The organism is Streptomyces sp. NPDC005878, from assembly GCF_040629815.1.
Taxonomy (GTDB): Bacteria; Actinomycetota; Actinomycetes; order Streptomycetales; family Streptomycetaceae; genus Streptomyces.
On the sequence record NZ_JBEXWK010000009.1, the window covers coordinates 158087 to 175015 of the forward strand.

Genomic DNA, 16929 nt, shown 5'->3' on the forward strand with positions numbered 1-16929 from the left:
GCCCCGCTTCATTCCCAACTCAGCTCCACAAGACCCGCGCTCATCCACAAACTTAGGAGACCCGCGCAATGACTGCTGTAACCCCTGCTGACGCTCAGGAGATCGAGGCGACGGAGGAATTCCTCACGGTGCCTCTCAATGACGTTGACCTGCGGATTCGCCCGGTCACGCACTGGCGGCCGTCCCACTTCCGTGCACTGCGCGTTGTTGACTATGACGCGTGGGCTGCGGGCGTTCTGCACGAGGACGACGTTCAGATGTTCATTGATCTGGACGCCACGCTAGAGGAGATCAATGAGTTTTCCATGTCCGCCATGGAGGCGGCCGGAGAGAACTCGGGAAAGTCTACGGCACGCTCGCGATCCTCGCGGAGCACGCGGAAGCGCTAGAGGCGGATCTAGCTTGGCGGGGAATTGACCTCTTGGACGTCTACCGGGGGCGGATGTCGCTCCGGCGGCTACGCGTCTTGATTGACCACCTCCCGCCCGAATCCGCGACGAAGACAGCAATCCGCAATACGACGGACCCCGACCTTATGCGGGAGGCGTCGGCGCATTACCGAGCCGACATGGCTCCGTGGAGTTCTGTCGAAATGCTACTCGCCAGCATCAAAGACGAGCTCGTACTCAGCCGTGGCGTGGCCATCGCAGCTGCGGGAGGAAAGCCGCCTGAGTTCCACCCTGTTCCACGTCCGGGCATCACTCCGTCGACGTCGGCAGGCACCCGTAAACAGCTTACAGACGAGCAGCGCCGTGCGCTTGACCCACGGCTCAGAGATGAGAGCCGGGAGGCGCAATGAGTGACCTGGATATTGTCGGTGGCGCCGCCGTTGACGTCGTTCCGATCGTCCCGAATTTCCATACGAAGCTGAAGGCGCTTGTCCTCCCCATTGCCGACAAGGTCGGTGAAGAGGCTGGCAAGCGCATGGGGCAGGCGATCTCGGACAACATCGTGATCGCCATCCCATCCGCTATCAACAAGGGTGGCAAGGCCGCACAGGGTGCCGCCGCGAAGCAGGGTAGCGACACTGGCGGAGCCTTTGCGCGAAGCATTCGCGCACACCTGGAAGCCGCCTTCAAGGCCATGCCGAAGCTGGACATCCGTCTCTCTGACGCGGGCGTGGACGCGGAGCTTGCCCGCATCCGGGCGAAGCTGGAGCAGCTGGCCGGCAAGCGCATTGGCATCGACGTGGACGCGGTCCACGCGGCTGCCGAGGTGGAGCGCCTGGACGAGCAGCTGCGACGGCTTGGGGCCGCTCACCCGAATATCGCAGTGCGTGCCGACACGGCGACCGCTCGTGCGGCACTGGCCAAGATCCGAGAAGAAGTCGCCGCTCTCACGGCCGAACCTGGCCGCGTGCGCCTGGAGACGGATGGTGCCTTCGGCGCAAAGTTGCGCGCAGTTGTGGAGCAGGCAAAGGCGGGTCTGCCTGAGATCAACATTGACGCCGACACGTCACCGGCCCGCGCGGAGATACAGAGTCTGCGTGCTCAGCTCGCAGCGCTGGCAGATGCACGCGTTGGGATTGACGTAGACGCAGGCGAAGCCCTGGCGAAGATCAACGAGATCCAGGCCCGGCTAGCCGTCCTGTCCCTCAAGTCGGCGGACATCGATGTACGCGTAGACGCTGCGCGCGCAAGTGCACAGCTGGCGGCCCTTCAGGCGCAGGCTGACGGCACCAAGACTTTCAAGATCACGGCTCTGGCCGACACGTCACAGGCCAGCTCCGCTCTGCTGGCTCTCAGTATCCAGATGGCGGTACTAGCCGCGATCCCCGCCATCCCGGTTGGCCTGGCCGGACTCGGCGCTATCGCCTCGATGGCGACGGCAGCCGCGGGAGGTGTAGGCGCTCTGGCGCTCGTGGCCGTACCCGCGATTCACGACATCACGGCAGCCCTCCAGGCCAAGAGTGCGGCGGAGAAGGACGCGACGGCCACGAGCGCCGCGGGTTCGTCGGCTGGTATCCAGGCCGCACAGCGAGCGCTTCAGATGGCCGGCGCCCAACAGGCACTGGCTGCCGCGCACCGTAGCGCGGCTCAGTCCATCACACAGGCCAACCGAGCGATTGCGGACGCCGAACGGGCGCTAGCCGATGCCCAGCAGCGGGCAGCCGATCAGCGCCGCTCGTCGGCGGAGGCCGTGGCACGGGCGGAGCAGGCTCTATCTGACGCTCGACGTCAGTCCGCCGACTCTGTGGCCCGCGCGGAGCGCAGCCTGGCAGACGCACAGCGGGATGCACGCCTAGCGGAGGAGGCACTAACCGCCGCTCGACGCACGGCAGCACAGCAGCTCCAAGACCTGAGCGACCGGCTCAAGGACGGTCAGCTTGACCAACGGGAGGCCACTCTTCGGGTCAAGCAGGCGCAGGAAGACCTCCAGCGCGTCATGGCCGACCCCACAGCCACGGACCTCCAGCGCGAGCAAGCACAGCTTGCTTTCGATCAGGCCAAGCAGCACGCAGACGAGCAGGTACGCGACTACAAGCGACTGCAAGTAGAGGCCGCCCGTCAGAGGGCAGCTGGCATCGGGGGCAATGACGCCGTGCGGGCTGCCGCTAAGCGCCTGGCCGACGCCCAGCGTGATGTGGGTGACCAGACGAAGGCAGTGGCTGATGCCCAGCGGGCGGCTGCGCGAGCCGTTAGCGATGCACTGAAGGGGCTCGTCGACGCACAGCGGGATGCCGCCCGGCAGCAGCGCGAGTCCGCCCGGTCGGTGGCGGACGCGCAACGACGCGTGGGGGACGCAGTCCAGGCCGCAGCCAACGCTCAGGTATCCGCCGCGGATTCAATTGCCGCCGCAGAGCGGGGCGTTGAGTCGGCTCGTCTCTCCGGACTCGGCACCACGGCGAAGGCGATATCGAAGACCGACGAGTACCAAAAGGCACTGGCAAAGCTGACGCCGGAGGGACGCAAGCTTTTCGAGGCTATCGCCGGCCCGCAGGGACTGAGGGTGGCTTTCAGAGAGTGGTCGACGTCCCTTCAGCCGGAGGTACTGCCGCTCTTCACGCGAGGCGTTGACGGAGCTAAGGCAAGTCTCCCGGGATTCACGCCGCTTGTCCTGGGGGCTGCGGCGGGTGTTCGGGAGCTGATGGACCGCGCGTCTGCCCAGTTGAAGACGCCTTTCTGGCAGGGGTTCAAGAAGGATCTTGCCGACAACGTAAAGCCCGCCGTAGTCGGATTCGGCGTTGCGTTCGGCAATGTCATCAAGGGCGTTGCGGGAGTCATTGACGCGTTCCTTCCGCACATGGACGGAATCGCGGCGCACTCGGACCGCATTACCGCGCGCTTCGCACGGTGGGGGACGAGCCTTAAGGGGTCGCCGGACTTCGAACGATTCCTCGCGTACGTGAAGGAAACGTCGCCAGGTCTGGCGGAATTCCTGGGCGACCTCTTCCGCGCTGCGCTCGACGTGAGCAAGGCATTGTCCCCTCTCTCGTCGACGATGTTCGCGACGTTGGAACCGGTACTGAAGGCCATCAGCTGGATATCCGTTCACGCGCCGGGCCTCGTTCAAGCGCTCTGGGGGATCTACTTCGCTCAGAAGGCCATTGCCCTCGGGATGGCGGCCTTCGCAGGAGCTATGGTCCTATACGAAACCGTGGTGGCCGGCGCGACGCTTGTCACAGCAGGTTGGGCAGTGGCGATTAACGCGACCGGCATTATTCCGGTACTGCGTGCCATTATTCTCGTCGTGGGGCTCGTGGTTGTGGGCGTCATCTACGCATACAACCACTGGGGAATTTTCCACGACGCCGTGGACGCAGCCGCCCGGGGTATCGGAACCGTCGCCTCGGGTATGTGGGCGATCCTTAAGCCGATATTTGACGGAATCGTGTGGGCCGTCATGCACATCGGTGACGGACTGACGTGGCTCTGGCAGACGATCATTTCGCCCGTCTTCGGCATGATCGCCTCGGCGGCTCAGATCCTTTTCACTGCCGTCGTGACTCTCGCGCTCCTGCCTATCTATCTTGCAGTGCAGACGCTCGGAGGCATTTTCTCTTGGCTCTGGGAGAAGGCAATACATCCCGCTATCAATGAGATAGCTGCGGCGGCGCGCTGGCTTTGGGACAAGGTGATAGACCCGTTCTTCAGCCTGATCGGGGGTAAGGCCCAGTGGCTCTACAACCAGGCCATTGCTCCTGCATCGTCGCACGTCGTTGGCGCACTGCAAGCCATCGGGGACGGCGCTCGGTGGCTTTGGGACAGGGCGATCGGCCCCATCTTCGGATGGATAGGCGATAAGGCGGATTGGCTCTACACCCACGGGATCAAGCCACCGTTCAACAAGATCATGTCGGGCATTCATGCCGTAGCTGACTCGTTTGCGACGGCTCGTGACGACATTAAGAAGGCATGGGATCAGGTTGCGGACATTGCGAAGAAGCCCGTCCGCTTCATTATCGACCACGTATACAACCACGGAATCGTTCCCCTGTGGTCGGCCGTCGCCAAAATCACTGGGGCGAAGAAGCTAGACAAGATCGATCTAGAGGGCTTCGCGACGGGTGGCGTCATGTCGGGCTATTCACCCGGACGTGATGATCGCATCATTGCCGTGGGTGGTGGTGAGGCCGTTATGCGTCCCGAGTGGACGCGCGCAGTCGGCCCCGGCTACGTCCACACGATGAACGCCGCCGCCCGGTCCGGTGGTGTTTCCGGCGTGCAGAAGGCGCTAGGAATCAAGGGATATTTCCTCGGCGGTATCGTCGATTGGTTCAAGGACAAGGGTTCCGACGTTGGGAACTTCTTCAAGACCGGATGGGACTACCTGACCAATCCCGGCAAGGCATTCGACGTCGCGAAGGACTGGATCAAAAACCAGCTTAAGGACATAGGCGCCGGACAGTGGGGCGTGGAGCTGGCGAAGATGCCTATCACCATGGTGTCCGACCTAAAGGACAAGGCTCTTGAATGGGTCGGTCTTGGGGGCGGAGGCGGTGGGCCGACCGGAAGCGGTGACGGTGGAAGTGGCGTAGCCCGCTGGCGTCCGACGGTCCTCCAGGCGCTCGATTTGCTGGGGCAGCCGGGGACGTGGGCGGACACCGTCCTACGACGGATGAACCAGGAATCAGGCGGTAACCCTCGCGCGGTGAACTTGTGGGACTCCAACGCAAAGGCAGGCTACCCAAGTACCGGCCTTATGCAGGTCATCCGGCCGACGTTCCAGAGCTACGCAGGAAAGTTCCAGGACACCGGACCCTTCATGTACGGCGTGTCGGTCGATCCACTGGCTAACACCTACGCCGGCCTCAACTACGCAGTCCACCGATACCACTCCCTCTCTGCGCTGAACCGCCCCGGTGGCTATGCGGAGGGCGGTTTCCCTGGCGTCGGTGAGCTGGCGTGGGTGGGGGAGCAGGGACCGGAGCTCGTTCGCTTCATGCACCCTGCGCAGGTCTATTCACACTCCGATTCCTCGCGCATTGCTGCTAATTGGGGCGGCGTGCAGAGCGGCGGAGGAAGAGGCGATATCCACGCGGACGTCCGGGTGTTCGTCGGAGACCGCGAGATCACGGACATTGTCCGCACTGAGGTCGTGGCGCACGAGAACCGGACCTCAGCAGACATCACTACTGGAAGGTGGTAACGCATGCCTGAGCCCGGTGACGACACGGTGGACCCGATCATCTATCAGGGTCGACCCCCGGAGGCCCCTCCGACAGACCCGAGCGACCACCCGGAGCCACCTCCTGGCGGGAGCGTCCTCGACCTCCCGCCCCCTCCGGGCGACCCGGTGGACCCGATACCGGACCCACCGACGGAACCTGAGCCATCCGCCGACCCACTGACAGCTCCGGACACCCCGGAGGGCGGTGACGCCTAATGACCGTTATCGCTGGCAACCTTCTGACGGACAACCAGGAGAGCGTAGAAACGGACGCCTCCGGGTGGTCGGCGCTCGTCAATGCCGGCTCGCTGGTCAGGGCGGCAGGCGGAACCCTCGGCTCGTTCTCCCTGCGCTGGCAGGCGACGGCCGCGGGGGACAGTCAGGTTGGCATTGCCACGCGAGCGGCTGTCACACCTGGAGTCACCTATTGGTCCGCAGCGTCGGTGTACATGCCGTTCACCGGCGCGCAGTCGCGGCTAGAGATCCGCTGGTATACCTCCGGCGGTTCTCTCATCAGCACGACGCAAGGGCCACTCGTCACGGCAGCGTCCGCCAACTGGGGCCAGGTCGCGGCAAGCGGCGTGGCACCCGCGACGGCTGCCACGGCTCTTGTGGTCGTACGTATCACGGCAACTGCCGCGTCACAGTCATGGTTTCTGGACCGCGCACTCCTGATGGTGCAGCCCGCGGCACTGACGTACAACCTGTTCGACTGGTTGACGCAGGCCGTAGAGGTGGATGTCAGTGCGTGGACTGGCGCGCTGAACTGCGCGGTCGCTCCGTACGCCTCGTCGGTTGACTGGTATCAGTCGATGGCGGTTACGTCCGTGGCCGCCGGCGACGTTCAGGCGTACAACGTGACGCGCCCGGCTGTCACGGCGGGCGTGGAGTACATCGGGTATGCGTGGGTAGCTCCGTCGGTATCGGCTCTGACACTCCACATAGAGCTCTGGTGGTACGACGCTGGGGGGACGAAGCTCTCTGAGTCCACGTCGACGTGGACGCCAGCTAGCGCCACGTGGACACGGTGTGCAGCCATCGCCACGGCTCCCGCCGGAGCTGCATCCGTGCGGCTCGTCATCCGCCCGACTGCTACGGCTGCGGGGCAGCTGTGGGCGTGCGACAGGATGAATATCGCGCCGACGGCGCCGCTCAACATGACGAGCAACCTACTCGGGTACAACACGGCCGACTTCGAGCAGGATCTCTCGGGGTGGATGGCGTCAGGGTGCACGGTAGCTCAGTCGACGTCGCAAGTCTTCAACGGTGCCTACGCCCTGAAGGCCACGGCGACAGGCTCCGGAGACCTGACGCTGACGCTCGTCACCCGCGTCCCCGTGACGCCGGGAGCGTCCTACCAAGTCTCACCGGCTGCGTGGCGGGCGGGGACGAAGAATTTCCGGAGCCGCCTGACGTGGTACAACGCAAGCGGCCAGGTCATCCGGTCACGAGCGGGTGACTGGGCGGGCAGCTCGTCGACGTGGTTCGGCGGTCCTGCGTCCGACATCGCGCCGCCAGGAGCGGCAACCCTCCTCGCGACCATCAGCGTGCCAGGGAGCGCGGCCGGTGAAGTCTGGTACTTCGACCGTATCTATGTTGGCCCTGGTGGGCTGACGGTTCAGGCGGTACCAGCCGCGGGAGGGGGCGCTCAGCTCACCCTCAGTGGCCTGACGACCGGTGGGCCGACGTGGACGTACACCCTTCAGCGTCTCGGCGCTGACGGCAGTGTCCACCCGGTACGCGGTCCGTCTGGGGACATCGTCAGCGTCACACCAACTGGCGACCTGGCGGTGGTCACGGACTACGAAGCACCACTAGGTGTTCCGGTGTCGTGGCTAGTCAGGAGCGTGGGCCCTACGGGGTCGATGTCCTACATCAGCGACCCCCTGACGCTCGACCCTCCGCCGGACCTCTGCGCATGGGTGAAGGATCCGCTCAACCCGATTCGGTCTGCCGCACTTACCGTCGCCACGCTTCCGGATTGGCAGCGAGCTGCACGTCAGGGAGTCAGCACTGTACGAGGCGCGGCACTCCCCATCGTCATATCCGACGTGCGCTCCGGTCGCACGGGAGCGCTGACGCTTGTGACGGAGACAGCGGAGGAGGCAACCACCGTTGCCTGGATCTGTGAGACAGGCGGCACGCTGCTGATCCAGTGGCATCCCGACTGGGCCATGGAGGACATGTACGCGCAGGTGGGCGACCTCACCGAGGCGCACGTATCCGAGTACGGCGGACACCACGACCGTCTGTGGACTCTGCCCCTCACTGAGGTGAGCCGGCCAGTAGGCGGCGTGACTGGCGCCGCGGACCGTACGTGGCAGACGGTCCGGGACGGATACGCCGACTGGTACACGGTGCTGACGAAGTACGCGTCTTGGCTGGACGTACGGACTGGGACGGAGATCTGATGCGCCCAGTATCCGCGGCGTTCCTGGCTGCTGTCCCGTCCAGTCACTCCATACGCACCCGTGTGGACGCCTACTACAACGGAGCGCTCACGGCCGCAGACATCCCCATTGCCGACGGCATGGTGACTCTGGACCGTGGCTCCAAGATCCGCAGATCACTCGCGCTCACCGTGGCCGATGTCAAGTATCTGCCGTGGACGGCATCGGATCCCCTGGCGGTCTATGGGCAGACGCTCGTAGTCAGCCAGGGGATTCCCCTCGGCAATACAACGGAGATGGTGACGCTCGGAACCTTTCGCGTCGACGAGCCACAAGGGGACACCCTCACTGGCCCCGTGACGCTGACGGGGAAGTCCAGCGAAGTAGCGATCCAGGACGACCGCTTTATCGTCCCCACGTCAACCCGCGGCTATGCAACGTGCATTGACGCGATCACGTATCTCATTCGGCAAACGCTGCCGTCGGCCGTCATCGTCAATGCGACGTCAGACGGCAGAAATCCGGCCTGCGCCGTTGCCACTTGGGACACGCAGGGGGACCGGTGGGACGCCGTTGTTCAGATCGCAACGTCAATGTCGGCAGAGGTTTACGTCGACGCACTGGACCGCTTCGTCATTGCCGATCAACCGAATGTGAATACGGCGTCCGTTGTCTGGGAAATCAGGGACGGCGAAGGCGGAACGCTTATAAACGCTGCGCGGCAGATGTCACGAACGGGCGTTTACAACGCCGTTGTGGCGTCGGGACAGAACATGGCGGCAAACACTGCGCCAGTGAGCGCCGTTGCCTACGACACCGACCCGACAAGCCCCACCCGTTGGGGCGGCCCGTATGGTCACGTGCCCCGCTACTACTCCTCGGCCCTGCTGACGACGACGGGCGCGTGCCTGTCCGCGGCTACCTACATGCTGGCTGACGCCATTGCCCCAAACATTCAGACCACTATCACGGCCGCTCCGAATCCGGCATTGGAGGCGGGTGACTGCGTGCGCGTAACAGATGGCGGAAGGAAGCAGCTTTTCACCCTTCAGAGCGTCGGTATCCCACTGACGTCTCAGGGCTCATCGTCGATCACCCTTCGAGGCGGAAAGGCGGAATCGTGAGCAGCCTGACAAAGGCAGTCCAGAGAGCCGCCTCAAGGGCCGTCATACAGTCCGGACCGGCGTGGCTGCCGGCCACAGTGGCAGCCGTCAACACGGACGGAACGGTAGACATCACGACGGCGACGGGCCCTGTAACTGGAGTCCGTCGACTGCGCTCCTACAAGGCGCCGACCATAGGTGACATCGTGAGTGTCACGCGCGGCGCGGATGGAAATTGGCTGGTGGAGGGGGCGACGGCCTCGCTCAACCCCGCGTGGCAGCCCTTGACACTCGCCTCCGGCTGGGCGGCCCATGCCTCCTTCTACACGCCTGCCGTCCGCCACAACGGCGACGGCACGGCTTCCCTGTCCGGCCTTTCCCAGTTGTCCGGCGCGCTCACTGCTGGCGCCACCGTGGCCACGCTTCCGGCCGGTACGTGGCCTGCGCGACAGGTGCGTGTGGCGGTGCAGGTCGCCGCCGGGTATTTCGGGGTGCTGACGATTCTGACGACGGGTGAAATCCAGCTGAGCGACTTCAACCCGGCGCCTCCGTCCACTGGAAACAAATGGACTGAGTTCGACGCCGTGGGCTCATACCGCCTCGTCTGACCCTCACCCACTAGCCGTCCGACGAGGACGGAAGGAGACGCCATGCCGGGATATGACTCCCTGCTTCAGAACGTGCCTTATCCAAAGCTGAGCGACGCCCCCAACATTGAAACGGCAATGGCTGCGCTCGTTGCGGCACTTGTCCCGCTCAACAACATGCGTTTTGCCGACACCAACGCGAGAAACGCCGCCATCCCAAGCCCCGTTGCGGGGATGGAGACCTATCTCGTTGCGGAAGCACGGAAGGAACTCTTCGACGGAACGGCTTGGGTGCCACTAACGCCCGGCCCATGGGTGCCGTTGACGTTCAAAACGGGCTACACCGCCAACAGTGGCAACCCTGGATTCCGCATTGTCGGGGACATGGTCCAACTGCGCGGGATTATCCAGAAGGTAGGCGGAGGGCAGATGGTGACGTCACCCGCAAACGGCTGGCTGGACGTCGCAACGCTGCCGATCTCTGCTCGGCCGGCAGTCACCAAGGACATGCCCATCGCCGTGGAATGGCAGAGCAACAACCAGACTGCGCGTCTCTCTGTTGCTACAGACGGAACGCTTCGTATCGGCATCCTGACGAACCTGAGCGCCTGGCCCACGTGGGCAAGCCTGGACGGCGTCCAATTCGCTTCCGGCTCCTGACGCCGGACACCACACATTCGCCCCGCAGCGTCGGGGCTTTTTCTATGCCCTGGGAGGGGACCACATGTCTGTAACCGCAGCTGACGTCATCAAGGTCGCGAAGGCGGAAGTCGGAACCCACGAGACCCAGTCGGGTGGCCACTGGGTCAACGACTCGAAGTACAACCGCTGGTTCGGGCGGATCCCCGGCTACGACCGGGACGGCTACGGCTACCCGTGGTGCGCCGCGTTCGTTGCGTGGTGCGCCGACAAGGCCGGGGCCGCGAGCCTCTACCCGAAGACCGCCGGCTGTGAGGTGGCTGTCGAGTGGTTCAAGCGCGCGAAGCGCTTCAGCGAGTACCCGGCCGTCGGTGCCCAGGTCTTCTACGGCCCTGGTGGAGGCACCCACACGGGCATCGTCTACGACTACGACGAGGACCCAAGCGGCTACATCTACACCATCGAGGGAAACACGAACCTCGACGGATCCGCGGAAGGCGACGGCGTGTACCTGCGCAAGCGCCTCCGTCGGTCGGACAACGTCTACGGCTACGGGTACCCGAAGTTCGCTGACGGCATCAAGTCGGCTGACCCGGCGTGGAAGAGCGAGACTCCGAAGCCTGCGCCTACCAAGCCGACGCCCGTCCCTCCGCGTCCCGCGACGCCGACTGTCTCACTGGCCAACGTGGTTGCCGCAGCTCGACGAGACCCGGGCCTGAAGCAGGGTGGCACGACGCACCCGGCGGACGTGCGCATAGTGGAGGCGGCGCTCGTGGCTGAGGGGATGCTCGCGCGGTCGTACGCGGCGGACGGCAGCTTTGGTTCCCTCACTGTGGAGGCGTACAAGGGCTGGCAGCGTTCGCTTGGGTACCGCGGATCCGACGCTGACGGCATCCCGGGCCTGACGTCGCTGACGCGTCTCGGGGACCGTCACGGATTCAAGGTCCGCGCCTGACATGAGCCCCGAAGTCACCGTCGCAGTAATCACGGCCGTGTCCGCTCTGGGCGCTGCCGTGGTTGCTGCCATTCCCGCCCTCCTGGCGCTCCAGCGCAGGACCACGGGCGCCGTAGCAGCTGACGGCGCCGCCACGCGGTCAGCCGTGGACGCGCTAGGCGCTGCCCTCCATGCACGTATCGACGACGTCCGGGACGACGTGGACAGCGTGAGGGAGGGCGTTGTGCACGTACGCGAGTGGCAGGCCGGCCACGACGCGGAGCATCTGCTCATCAGCCGCCCCACACGAGACGACTGAAAAAATCTTGCTCCTGGCTGTCACATCTGGCGGCTACCGCCCCATTAGGTCCGTAGAGACATCACCAACTGAGGAGCGACCGCATGGGGCTGCACATAGGACTGATTGGCCGCGCACGGTCCGGCAAGGACACGGTAGGACAGTGGCTGACAAACCACCGTGGCTACCGGCGCGTGGCGTTTGCGGACCCCCTGAAGGAGATGGCGCTCCGGCTCAACCCGATCATCGAAGGCTCGGGGGACTCCTGGCGGCTGAAGGAGACCGTAACGGAAACCGGCTGGGAGTCGGCAAAGGATGCGTACCCAGAGGTCCGCCGCCTCCTCCAGGAGCTAGGCGCGGCCGTCCGCACGATGGACGAGGACTTCTGGCTGCGCCAGGCGCTCGCCACGGTGGCGGACGTCGACGAGCGCACGGGCCTGCCCTGCGTCATCACTGACGTGCGCTACCCCAACGAGGCGGAGAGCCTGAAGCGGGCGGGATTCACGCTCGTCTACATCGACCGCCCGGGCATCCCGCACCTCGACCACGAGTCGGAGGGGGCCATCGCACCTGACGTCGCGGACCACATCCTGATCAACAACGGCACGGTGGCCGACCTCTACCGCGAGACGCACGTCATTGCAGACCGCATCCTCTGCACCGAGTCCCGACGCCATGAGGCGCGCATCTACTAGCCCGAAAGGCACTCACGTGACGTGGCTCCGTGATCTTTCCATCCGCCTGTACGTCCGTCTCCAGATCTTCGCCGCACAGGAGCCCGTCCGGCTCCGTGCCGCACTCCTCTCTGTTCTCATGGCGGGGTCCGCTCTCTGGCCTGCACTGGGAGCAGGCAGCCTCGCGCAGACGCTTGCCGCAGCTGGCGCGGTAGCCCTCCCAGTCCTCGTGGGGGAGAGCGTGCGAAGCAAGGTCACCCCAGTGACTACCGCCGAGTAACAAGTAATCACCATGAAGCCCCCGTTCTCCTGACACGGAGAACGGGGGCTTTTTTGCGTTTCCCGGGCCTCCGCGTAACGATGCGCGGAGGAGTGAGATAGGTAGCCCTTACTGACGTATTCTCCGGACATGCCGACCTCACCCGGACCTCTCGCTGAGGTACTGCGCTCCCTATGGGACGCAGTGCAGACCTCAGTGCCAGAGCTACCAGACGTACGCATCGCGGTATCTCCACGACCGACGCCGACGAACCACGGCCCTGAACGCTGGCGGGAGGACGTCGACGGGACCGTTACCGGCCTCGTCGTCAGTACCGAGACCCTGAAAGCGGGCGCAACTGCGACCCTGACGGCCGTCCTCCACGAAGCAGCACACGTGCTGTGCTGGCGTCGGGGGACGCAGGACACCACAACGAGGGGGGCCTACCACAACAAAGCCTTCCTCGACGCAGCGACGGAAGTAGGGCTGCACTGGCCCGAAGGCCGCTCACGCGTGGCCGGCAGAGGGTTCGCTGACCCGGAGCTGGCTCCGTCCACTGCGGCCCAGTACGCCGACGTCCTGCACAGGTTGGACGAAGTAATTCCGCACGTCCTGCCGCTTCTCGTTCTTCCTGATGAGAACCCAAGCGGCGTGCCTGCGCGCCTCACTGTGCAGTGCAAGTGCGCTGACCCGCGACGCTTCCAGATCTACCCTGCGGCACTCAAGCGCGGCCCCATCGTCTGTGGTGTCTGCGGCGAGGAATTCATGTAACAGAATTCGCGTACGGGGGGCGCGGTCTAGTTCGCGTACATCATGCGCGGTACCCTGGCCGCGTCGTCCCCCACATCTGGAGATACACGCATGCCTGGATCCGCTCCCGCTAGGAGGAAGAGGGCAGCTGTAGCGGCTCCTCCTCCTCGGCTCCCAGACCTGCCCGTTCTTAAGCTCAGCACGCTGGAGGACGAGTCAACGGAAGCACTCGTTGCGCGTGGCGCGGCCCTCGTCAGAGAGCACGCCATTGTTGAAGGCCGCGGAACGGCTCTTCTGCGCAGCTGCGCGGTAGTGCTGGCAGCTCTTCGGCTGCGGTGTGTCAACAAAGACGGTGACCCCGACGTGACGGGCACGAGCCACGAGTACCGCGAGCTGGCACGGGAGGTCTACCGCCGGGCGGGAATCGGCCCTGACGCGCAGGACCGTGTGCAGGCGACCGTGCGGTACCACGTGGCGAAGGTCATCCGCGAGAACCACTCAGAGGACCAGCTAGAAGCATACGGGCTGATTGTGGCGTCACCCGTAGAGCGCCAGCGGGAACGACGGCAGCGTGACTCAGCAGTGCTGACGATGGCGCGACACGAGGCCATCGCTGCTGCGCCAGCCCCTAAGAAGGGGAAGGCAACGGCAAAGGCAGCCGCGGACGAGGCAGCCGCAGTGAACCTGTCTGCAACGGGCGCCGCACAGAAGGCAACGGCTGACCACCTGCGCCTTGGTGCCGGCGTGTTGAACATTCTGGGACAGATGTCCACAGACGTCATCGACAACGACATGACGGACGGGCAGCGGGCCAAGCTGGACGAGCACCTAGCCGCCATGCAGGCAGCCGTGACGAAGCTGAGGCGTCATACGCGAAAGCGCAGGTCAGCGGAGTAGCGCCTCGTCGTCGACGTCAGGCCGCGCCCTCCCCGCATCCAGACTGACAAACTAACCCCCTATTTATACTTTCTCCCCTACGCGTTAGAGAGAAGTTGAAAGAGGGGGTTAGTTTGGCGGTTTGGATGCTCCGGGGAGGCAGCTAAACAATCTTGCTCCCCGCTGTCACATCTCGCGGTTACCGCCCCATTAGGTAGGTAGAGGCACCTACGAGGCGGAGGCAGCATGGCAGGAGTACGCACACTGAAGCGCGGCGCGAGTCGCTTTTACATCGACCCCGACGACGGGGACGTCAAGGTTCCTGGCGTGACGTCGGTCGGCAGCATGCTGCCGAAGGACTTTCTCACCTTCTGGGCAGCGAAGGAGGCCGCGGAGGCGGCCGTCAGCAACTGGGACATCGTCTCAGAGCTGATCAAGCGCGACCCGAAGGGCGCGGTTGACTACCTCAAGAACGCCCACCGGCGGAAGACGACTGCTGCGTCGGACCTGGGCAGTGCAGCGCACGACATTTTCGAACGCATGTCGCGCGGAGAGAAGATCAACGACCGCTCCGTACACATGGATCTGAAGCCGTTCGTCCGTTGGTTCCGGGAGTTTCTTGCGGAGATCAAGCCGCGTTTCCTGTACCTGGAAGAGACCGTCTGGAGCGACACCCACAAGTACGCGGGCTCCTTCGACGCCATCGCAGAGGTAGACGGCGAAGTCGTCCTGCTGGACTGGAAGACGAGCGCGCGGGTGTACGACTCCGTAGCCCTCCAGCTGTCCGCCTACCGTTACGCGGACCGCATCATCCTGGCGGAGTCCGGGGAGTCGGTCCCTGTGCCGGCCACGGTCGGTGGCGCAGTCCTCCACGTTCGCCCGGAGGGATGGCAGCTCGTTCCCGTGAAGTGCGATGAGGAGGTGTTTGACACCTTCCTCCACCTGCGCGGCGTCTTCGACTGGGAAGCCCACGGTAAGCGGTCTGTTGTCGGACGTCCCATTGCAAGCGGCGGGGAGTTCGTCACGGGCACGCAGAGGCGGGCAGCGTGAGCGGCTTTTGGTCCACACGACTGAAGGGGGAGAGCGCGTGAATCAGTACGGAGACGGCATCGAGGAGCCCTACGCCCATGGCGGGGCCGTTCACTTCGGACTTAAGGCCGGGCACACGGCGAGCACTTCCGTTCGCATCAGCCCCGACGAGGCCCGGCTCCTTGGGCTACGACTGATCAAGGTGGCGGACGAAGCGGAGGGCCAGGAATGGTGACTCAGAAGCCCAACGGGGCTTTGGTGGCCGGGGCCTGTGCGGCTGCGCTTCTCATCCTCCCTCTGGAGGCGTGGCTCCTGATGCTCGTCCTCGGAGCTGTCCACGGAGTCGTTGCCGTCGTGCCGGCCGTCGGTTTCGGTACAGCCCTTCTGCTGCTCGTTGGCGTTGGCATGCTGACGGGCTACCTCCGGAAGCTGCTTCACCCAGCCAAGTAGCGCAAGACACACACGCGGGGCGTCCCACTTCGGGCGCCCCGCTTCGCATGCACGCGAGGAGAAGGAATGTACGAGGACGACGACGGAACGATGCCCGCGAACGTTGACGAGCTGAGTGACGCGGTAGTCGGCCACCGCATCATCAGTGCGAAGGCCGGAGAGGCGGCTACGGACACGTGGGGTTACCCCACAGGTGCGGCGCTCGTCATCACGCTCGACAACGGCAGGCGTGTTGAGCTTCTGAACACCTCTGACTGCTGTGCGTACACGGAGCTGAACAGCTTCCTACTGCACCCGGATTGGGTCGACCACGTCATAACCGGGGTCAAGGCCGACGATGGCTACACGACGTGGCACATCTTTGCCGACATGGGGGACGTGCTGGAACTGTCGGTGGGCTGGAGCTGCGGTAACCCCTTCTACTACGGGTACGGCTTCAACATCAACGTCCGGGAACTGGCGGAGGAGGCGAAGGCGGCGTGACGGAATTCGAGTTCACTCCCTGGCCGAAGACTCCGCGCCTGTTCCGGGACATCGTCATCACGGAGAAGCTTGACGGCACCAACGGAGGGATCCACATCCGTGAGAACGAGGAGCTGCCTGGTACCTACTCCATTGCGGCGCAGTCGCGACGCCGACTCATCACGCCGTCAAACGACAACTACGGCTTCGCGACGTGGGTCCACGCCAACGCTGCGGAGTTGATCACCATCCTTGGTCCTGGGCTGCACTTCGGTGAGTGGTGGGGGAGCGGGATTCAGCGCCGGTACGGCCTGAATGAACGGCGGTTCAGCCTCTTCAACACCTCCCGCTGGTGGGAGACGGACGAGAGCGGCACCTCGATGCACAGACGCGCCGAGCAGTCCGACATCTGCGACCAGATCGACGCGGTTCCGGTGATCTACTCTGGGACGTTCAGTGAGGCGGACATCAGCCGGGCACTTGCGGACCTGCGGGAGTTCGGCTCGTACGCGGCTCCCGGCTTCATGAACCCCGAAGGCATCTGCGTGTATCACACGCAGACCCGAAACGTTTTCAAAGTCACTCTCGACAATCAGGACGCGGGCAAGTGGGAGGCGGCAGCGTGAAGGTGTTCACCGCCCTTGCGATCGTCGGCGCTCTCGTCGTGGCCGCGCTCCTCCTGACGTCGTGCGGCGCCGACAACGGAACCTCGCAGCCGTCCGGCGTGGAGATCGACATCGACCACCACCACTCGAAGACGAAGACGAAGCGGCCCAGTGTGCGGCCGGCACCGAAGTTGCCGCCTCGGAAGGCTCCGGCGCGATCGGGGCGGAAGTGAGCGAGGAAGAGCAGCGCAGCCCTGAATACT

17 protein-coding genes are annotated in these 16929 nt (G+C 64.6%); all 17 read left to right on the forward strand.

Going from position 1 to position 16929, the window contains the following annotated elements; all coding sequences use genetic code 11:
• Positions 1 to 68 precede the first annotated feature (68 nt).
• The 17 genes from ABZ404_RS16790 (at position 69) to ABZ404_RS16870 (ending at position 16899) form a co-directional block, all read left to right on the forward strand.
• Positions 69 to 389, forward strand: coding sequence for a hypothetical protein (locus ABZ404_RS16790; RefSeq protein ID WP_358831063.1), 321 nt, complete (start codon positions 69 to 71; stop codon positions 387 to 389).
• 406 nt (positions 390 to 795) lie between these two features.
• Positions 796 to 5589 (forward strand): transglycosylase SLT domain-containing protein, encoded by a 4794-nt coding sequence (locus tag ABZ404_RS16795; RefSeq protein ID WP_358831064.1) that lies wholly within the window; start codon positions 796 to 798, stop codon positions 5587 to 5589.
• Positions 5590 to 5825: 236 nt separating this feature from the next.
• Complete coding sequence (locus ABZ404_RS16800; RefSeq protein WP_358831065.1) at positions 5826 to 8021, forward strand: hypothetical protein; 2196 nt, start codon at positions 5826 to 5828, stop codon at positions 8019 to 8021.
• A gap of 62 nt (positions 8022 to 8083) precedes the next feature.
• Entirely contained in the window at positions 8084 to 9124 is a 1041-nt protein-coding gene (locus ABZ404_RS16805) for a DUF5047 domain-containing protein (protein ID WP_358831066.1), read from the forward strand.
• 185 nt (positions 9125 to 9309) lie between these two features.
• Positions 9310 to 9711, forward strand: a complete 402-nt coding sequence (locus tag ABZ404_RS16810) for a hypothetical protein (RefSeq protein ID WP_358831067.1) — start codon at positions 9310 to 9312, stop codon at positions 9709 to 9711.
• A 42-nt stretch (positions 9712 to 9753) separates the two neighbouring features.
• The gene (locus ABZ404_RS16815) at positions 9754 to 10350 is read left to right on the forward strand and encodes a hypothetical protein (protein WP_358831068.1); all 597 of its coding nucleotides are present in this window, start codon (positions 9754 to 9756) and stop codon (positions 10348 to 10350) included.
• Positions 10351 to 10414: 64 nt separating this feature from the next.
• A complete protein-coding gene (locus ABZ404_RS16820) occupies positions 10415 to 11284 on the forward strand; it encodes a CHAP domain-containing protein (protein WP_358831069.1) in 870 nt (289 codons plus the stop codon).
• A gap of 1 nt (position 11285) precedes the next feature.
• Entirely contained in the window at positions 11286 to 11582 is a 297-nt protein-coding gene (locus ABZ404_RS16825) for a hypothetical protein (RefSeq protein WP_358831070.1), read from the forward strand.
• 83 nt (positions 11583 to 11665) lie between these two features.
• The gene (locus ABZ404_RS16830) at positions 11666 to 12256 is read left to right on the forward strand and encodes a hypothetical protein (RefSeq protein ID WP_358831071.1); all 591 of its coding nucleotides are present in this window, start codon (positions 11666 to 11668) and stop codon (positions 12254 to 12256) included.
• Positions 12257 to 12644: 388 nt separating this feature from the next.
• Positions 12645 to 13265, forward strand: a complete 621-nt coding sequence (locus ABZ404_RS16835; RefSeq protein WP_358831072.1) for a hypothetical protein — start codon at positions 12645 to 12647, stop codon at positions 13263 to 13265.
• A gap of 90 nt (positions 13266 to 13355) precedes the next feature.
• A complete protein-coding gene (locus ABZ404_RS16840; RefSeq protein WP_358831073.1) occupies positions 13356 to 14141 on the forward strand; it encodes a hypothetical protein in 786 nt (261 codons plus the stop codon).
• Between the two features lie 225 nt (positions 14142 to 14366).
• The gene (locus ABZ404_RS16845; protein ID WP_358831074.1) at positions 14367 to 15170 is read left to right on the forward strand and encodes a hypothetical protein; all 804 of its coding nucleotides are present in this window, start codon (positions 14367 to 14369) and stop codon (positions 15168 to 15170) included.
• Between the two features lie 37 nt (positions 15171 to 15207).
• A complete protein-coding gene (locus tag ABZ404_RS16850; RefSeq protein WP_358831075.1) occupies positions 15208 to 15384 on the forward strand; it encodes a hypothetical protein in 177 nt (58 codons plus the stop codon).
• Positions 15378 to 15599, forward strand: a complete 222-nt coding sequence (locus ABZ404_RS16855; RefSeq protein WP_358831076.1) for a hypothetical protein — start codon at positions 15378 to 15380, stop codon at positions 15597 to 15599. The genes ABZ404_RS16850 and ABZ404_RS16855 overlap by 7 nt, the downstream gene beginning before the upstream one ends.
• Before the next feature lie 66 nt (positions 15600 to 15665).
• Positions 15666 to 16082: a hypothetical protein gene (locus ABZ404_RS16860; RefSeq protein ID WP_358831077.1), complete on the forward strand. Its 417-nt coding sequence runs from the start codon at positions 15666 to 15668 to the stop codon at positions 16080 to 16082.
• Positions 16079 to 16687, forward strand: a complete 609-nt coding sequence (locus tag ABZ404_RS16865; protein ID WP_358831078.1) for an RNA ligase family protein — start codon at positions 16079 to 16081, stop codon at positions 16685 to 16687. Before ABZ404_RS16860 ends, ABZ404_RS16865 begins: the two co-directional genes overlap by 4 nt.
• Positions 16684 to 16899, forward strand: coding sequence for a hypothetical protein (locus tag ABZ404_RS16870; protein ID WP_358831079.1), 216 nt, complete (start codon positions 16684 to 16686; stop codon positions 16897 to 16899). Before ABZ404_RS16865 ends, ABZ404_RS16870 begins: the two co-directional genes overlap by 4 nt.
• The last annotated feature ends 30 nt before the right edge of the window (positions 16900 to 16929 follow it).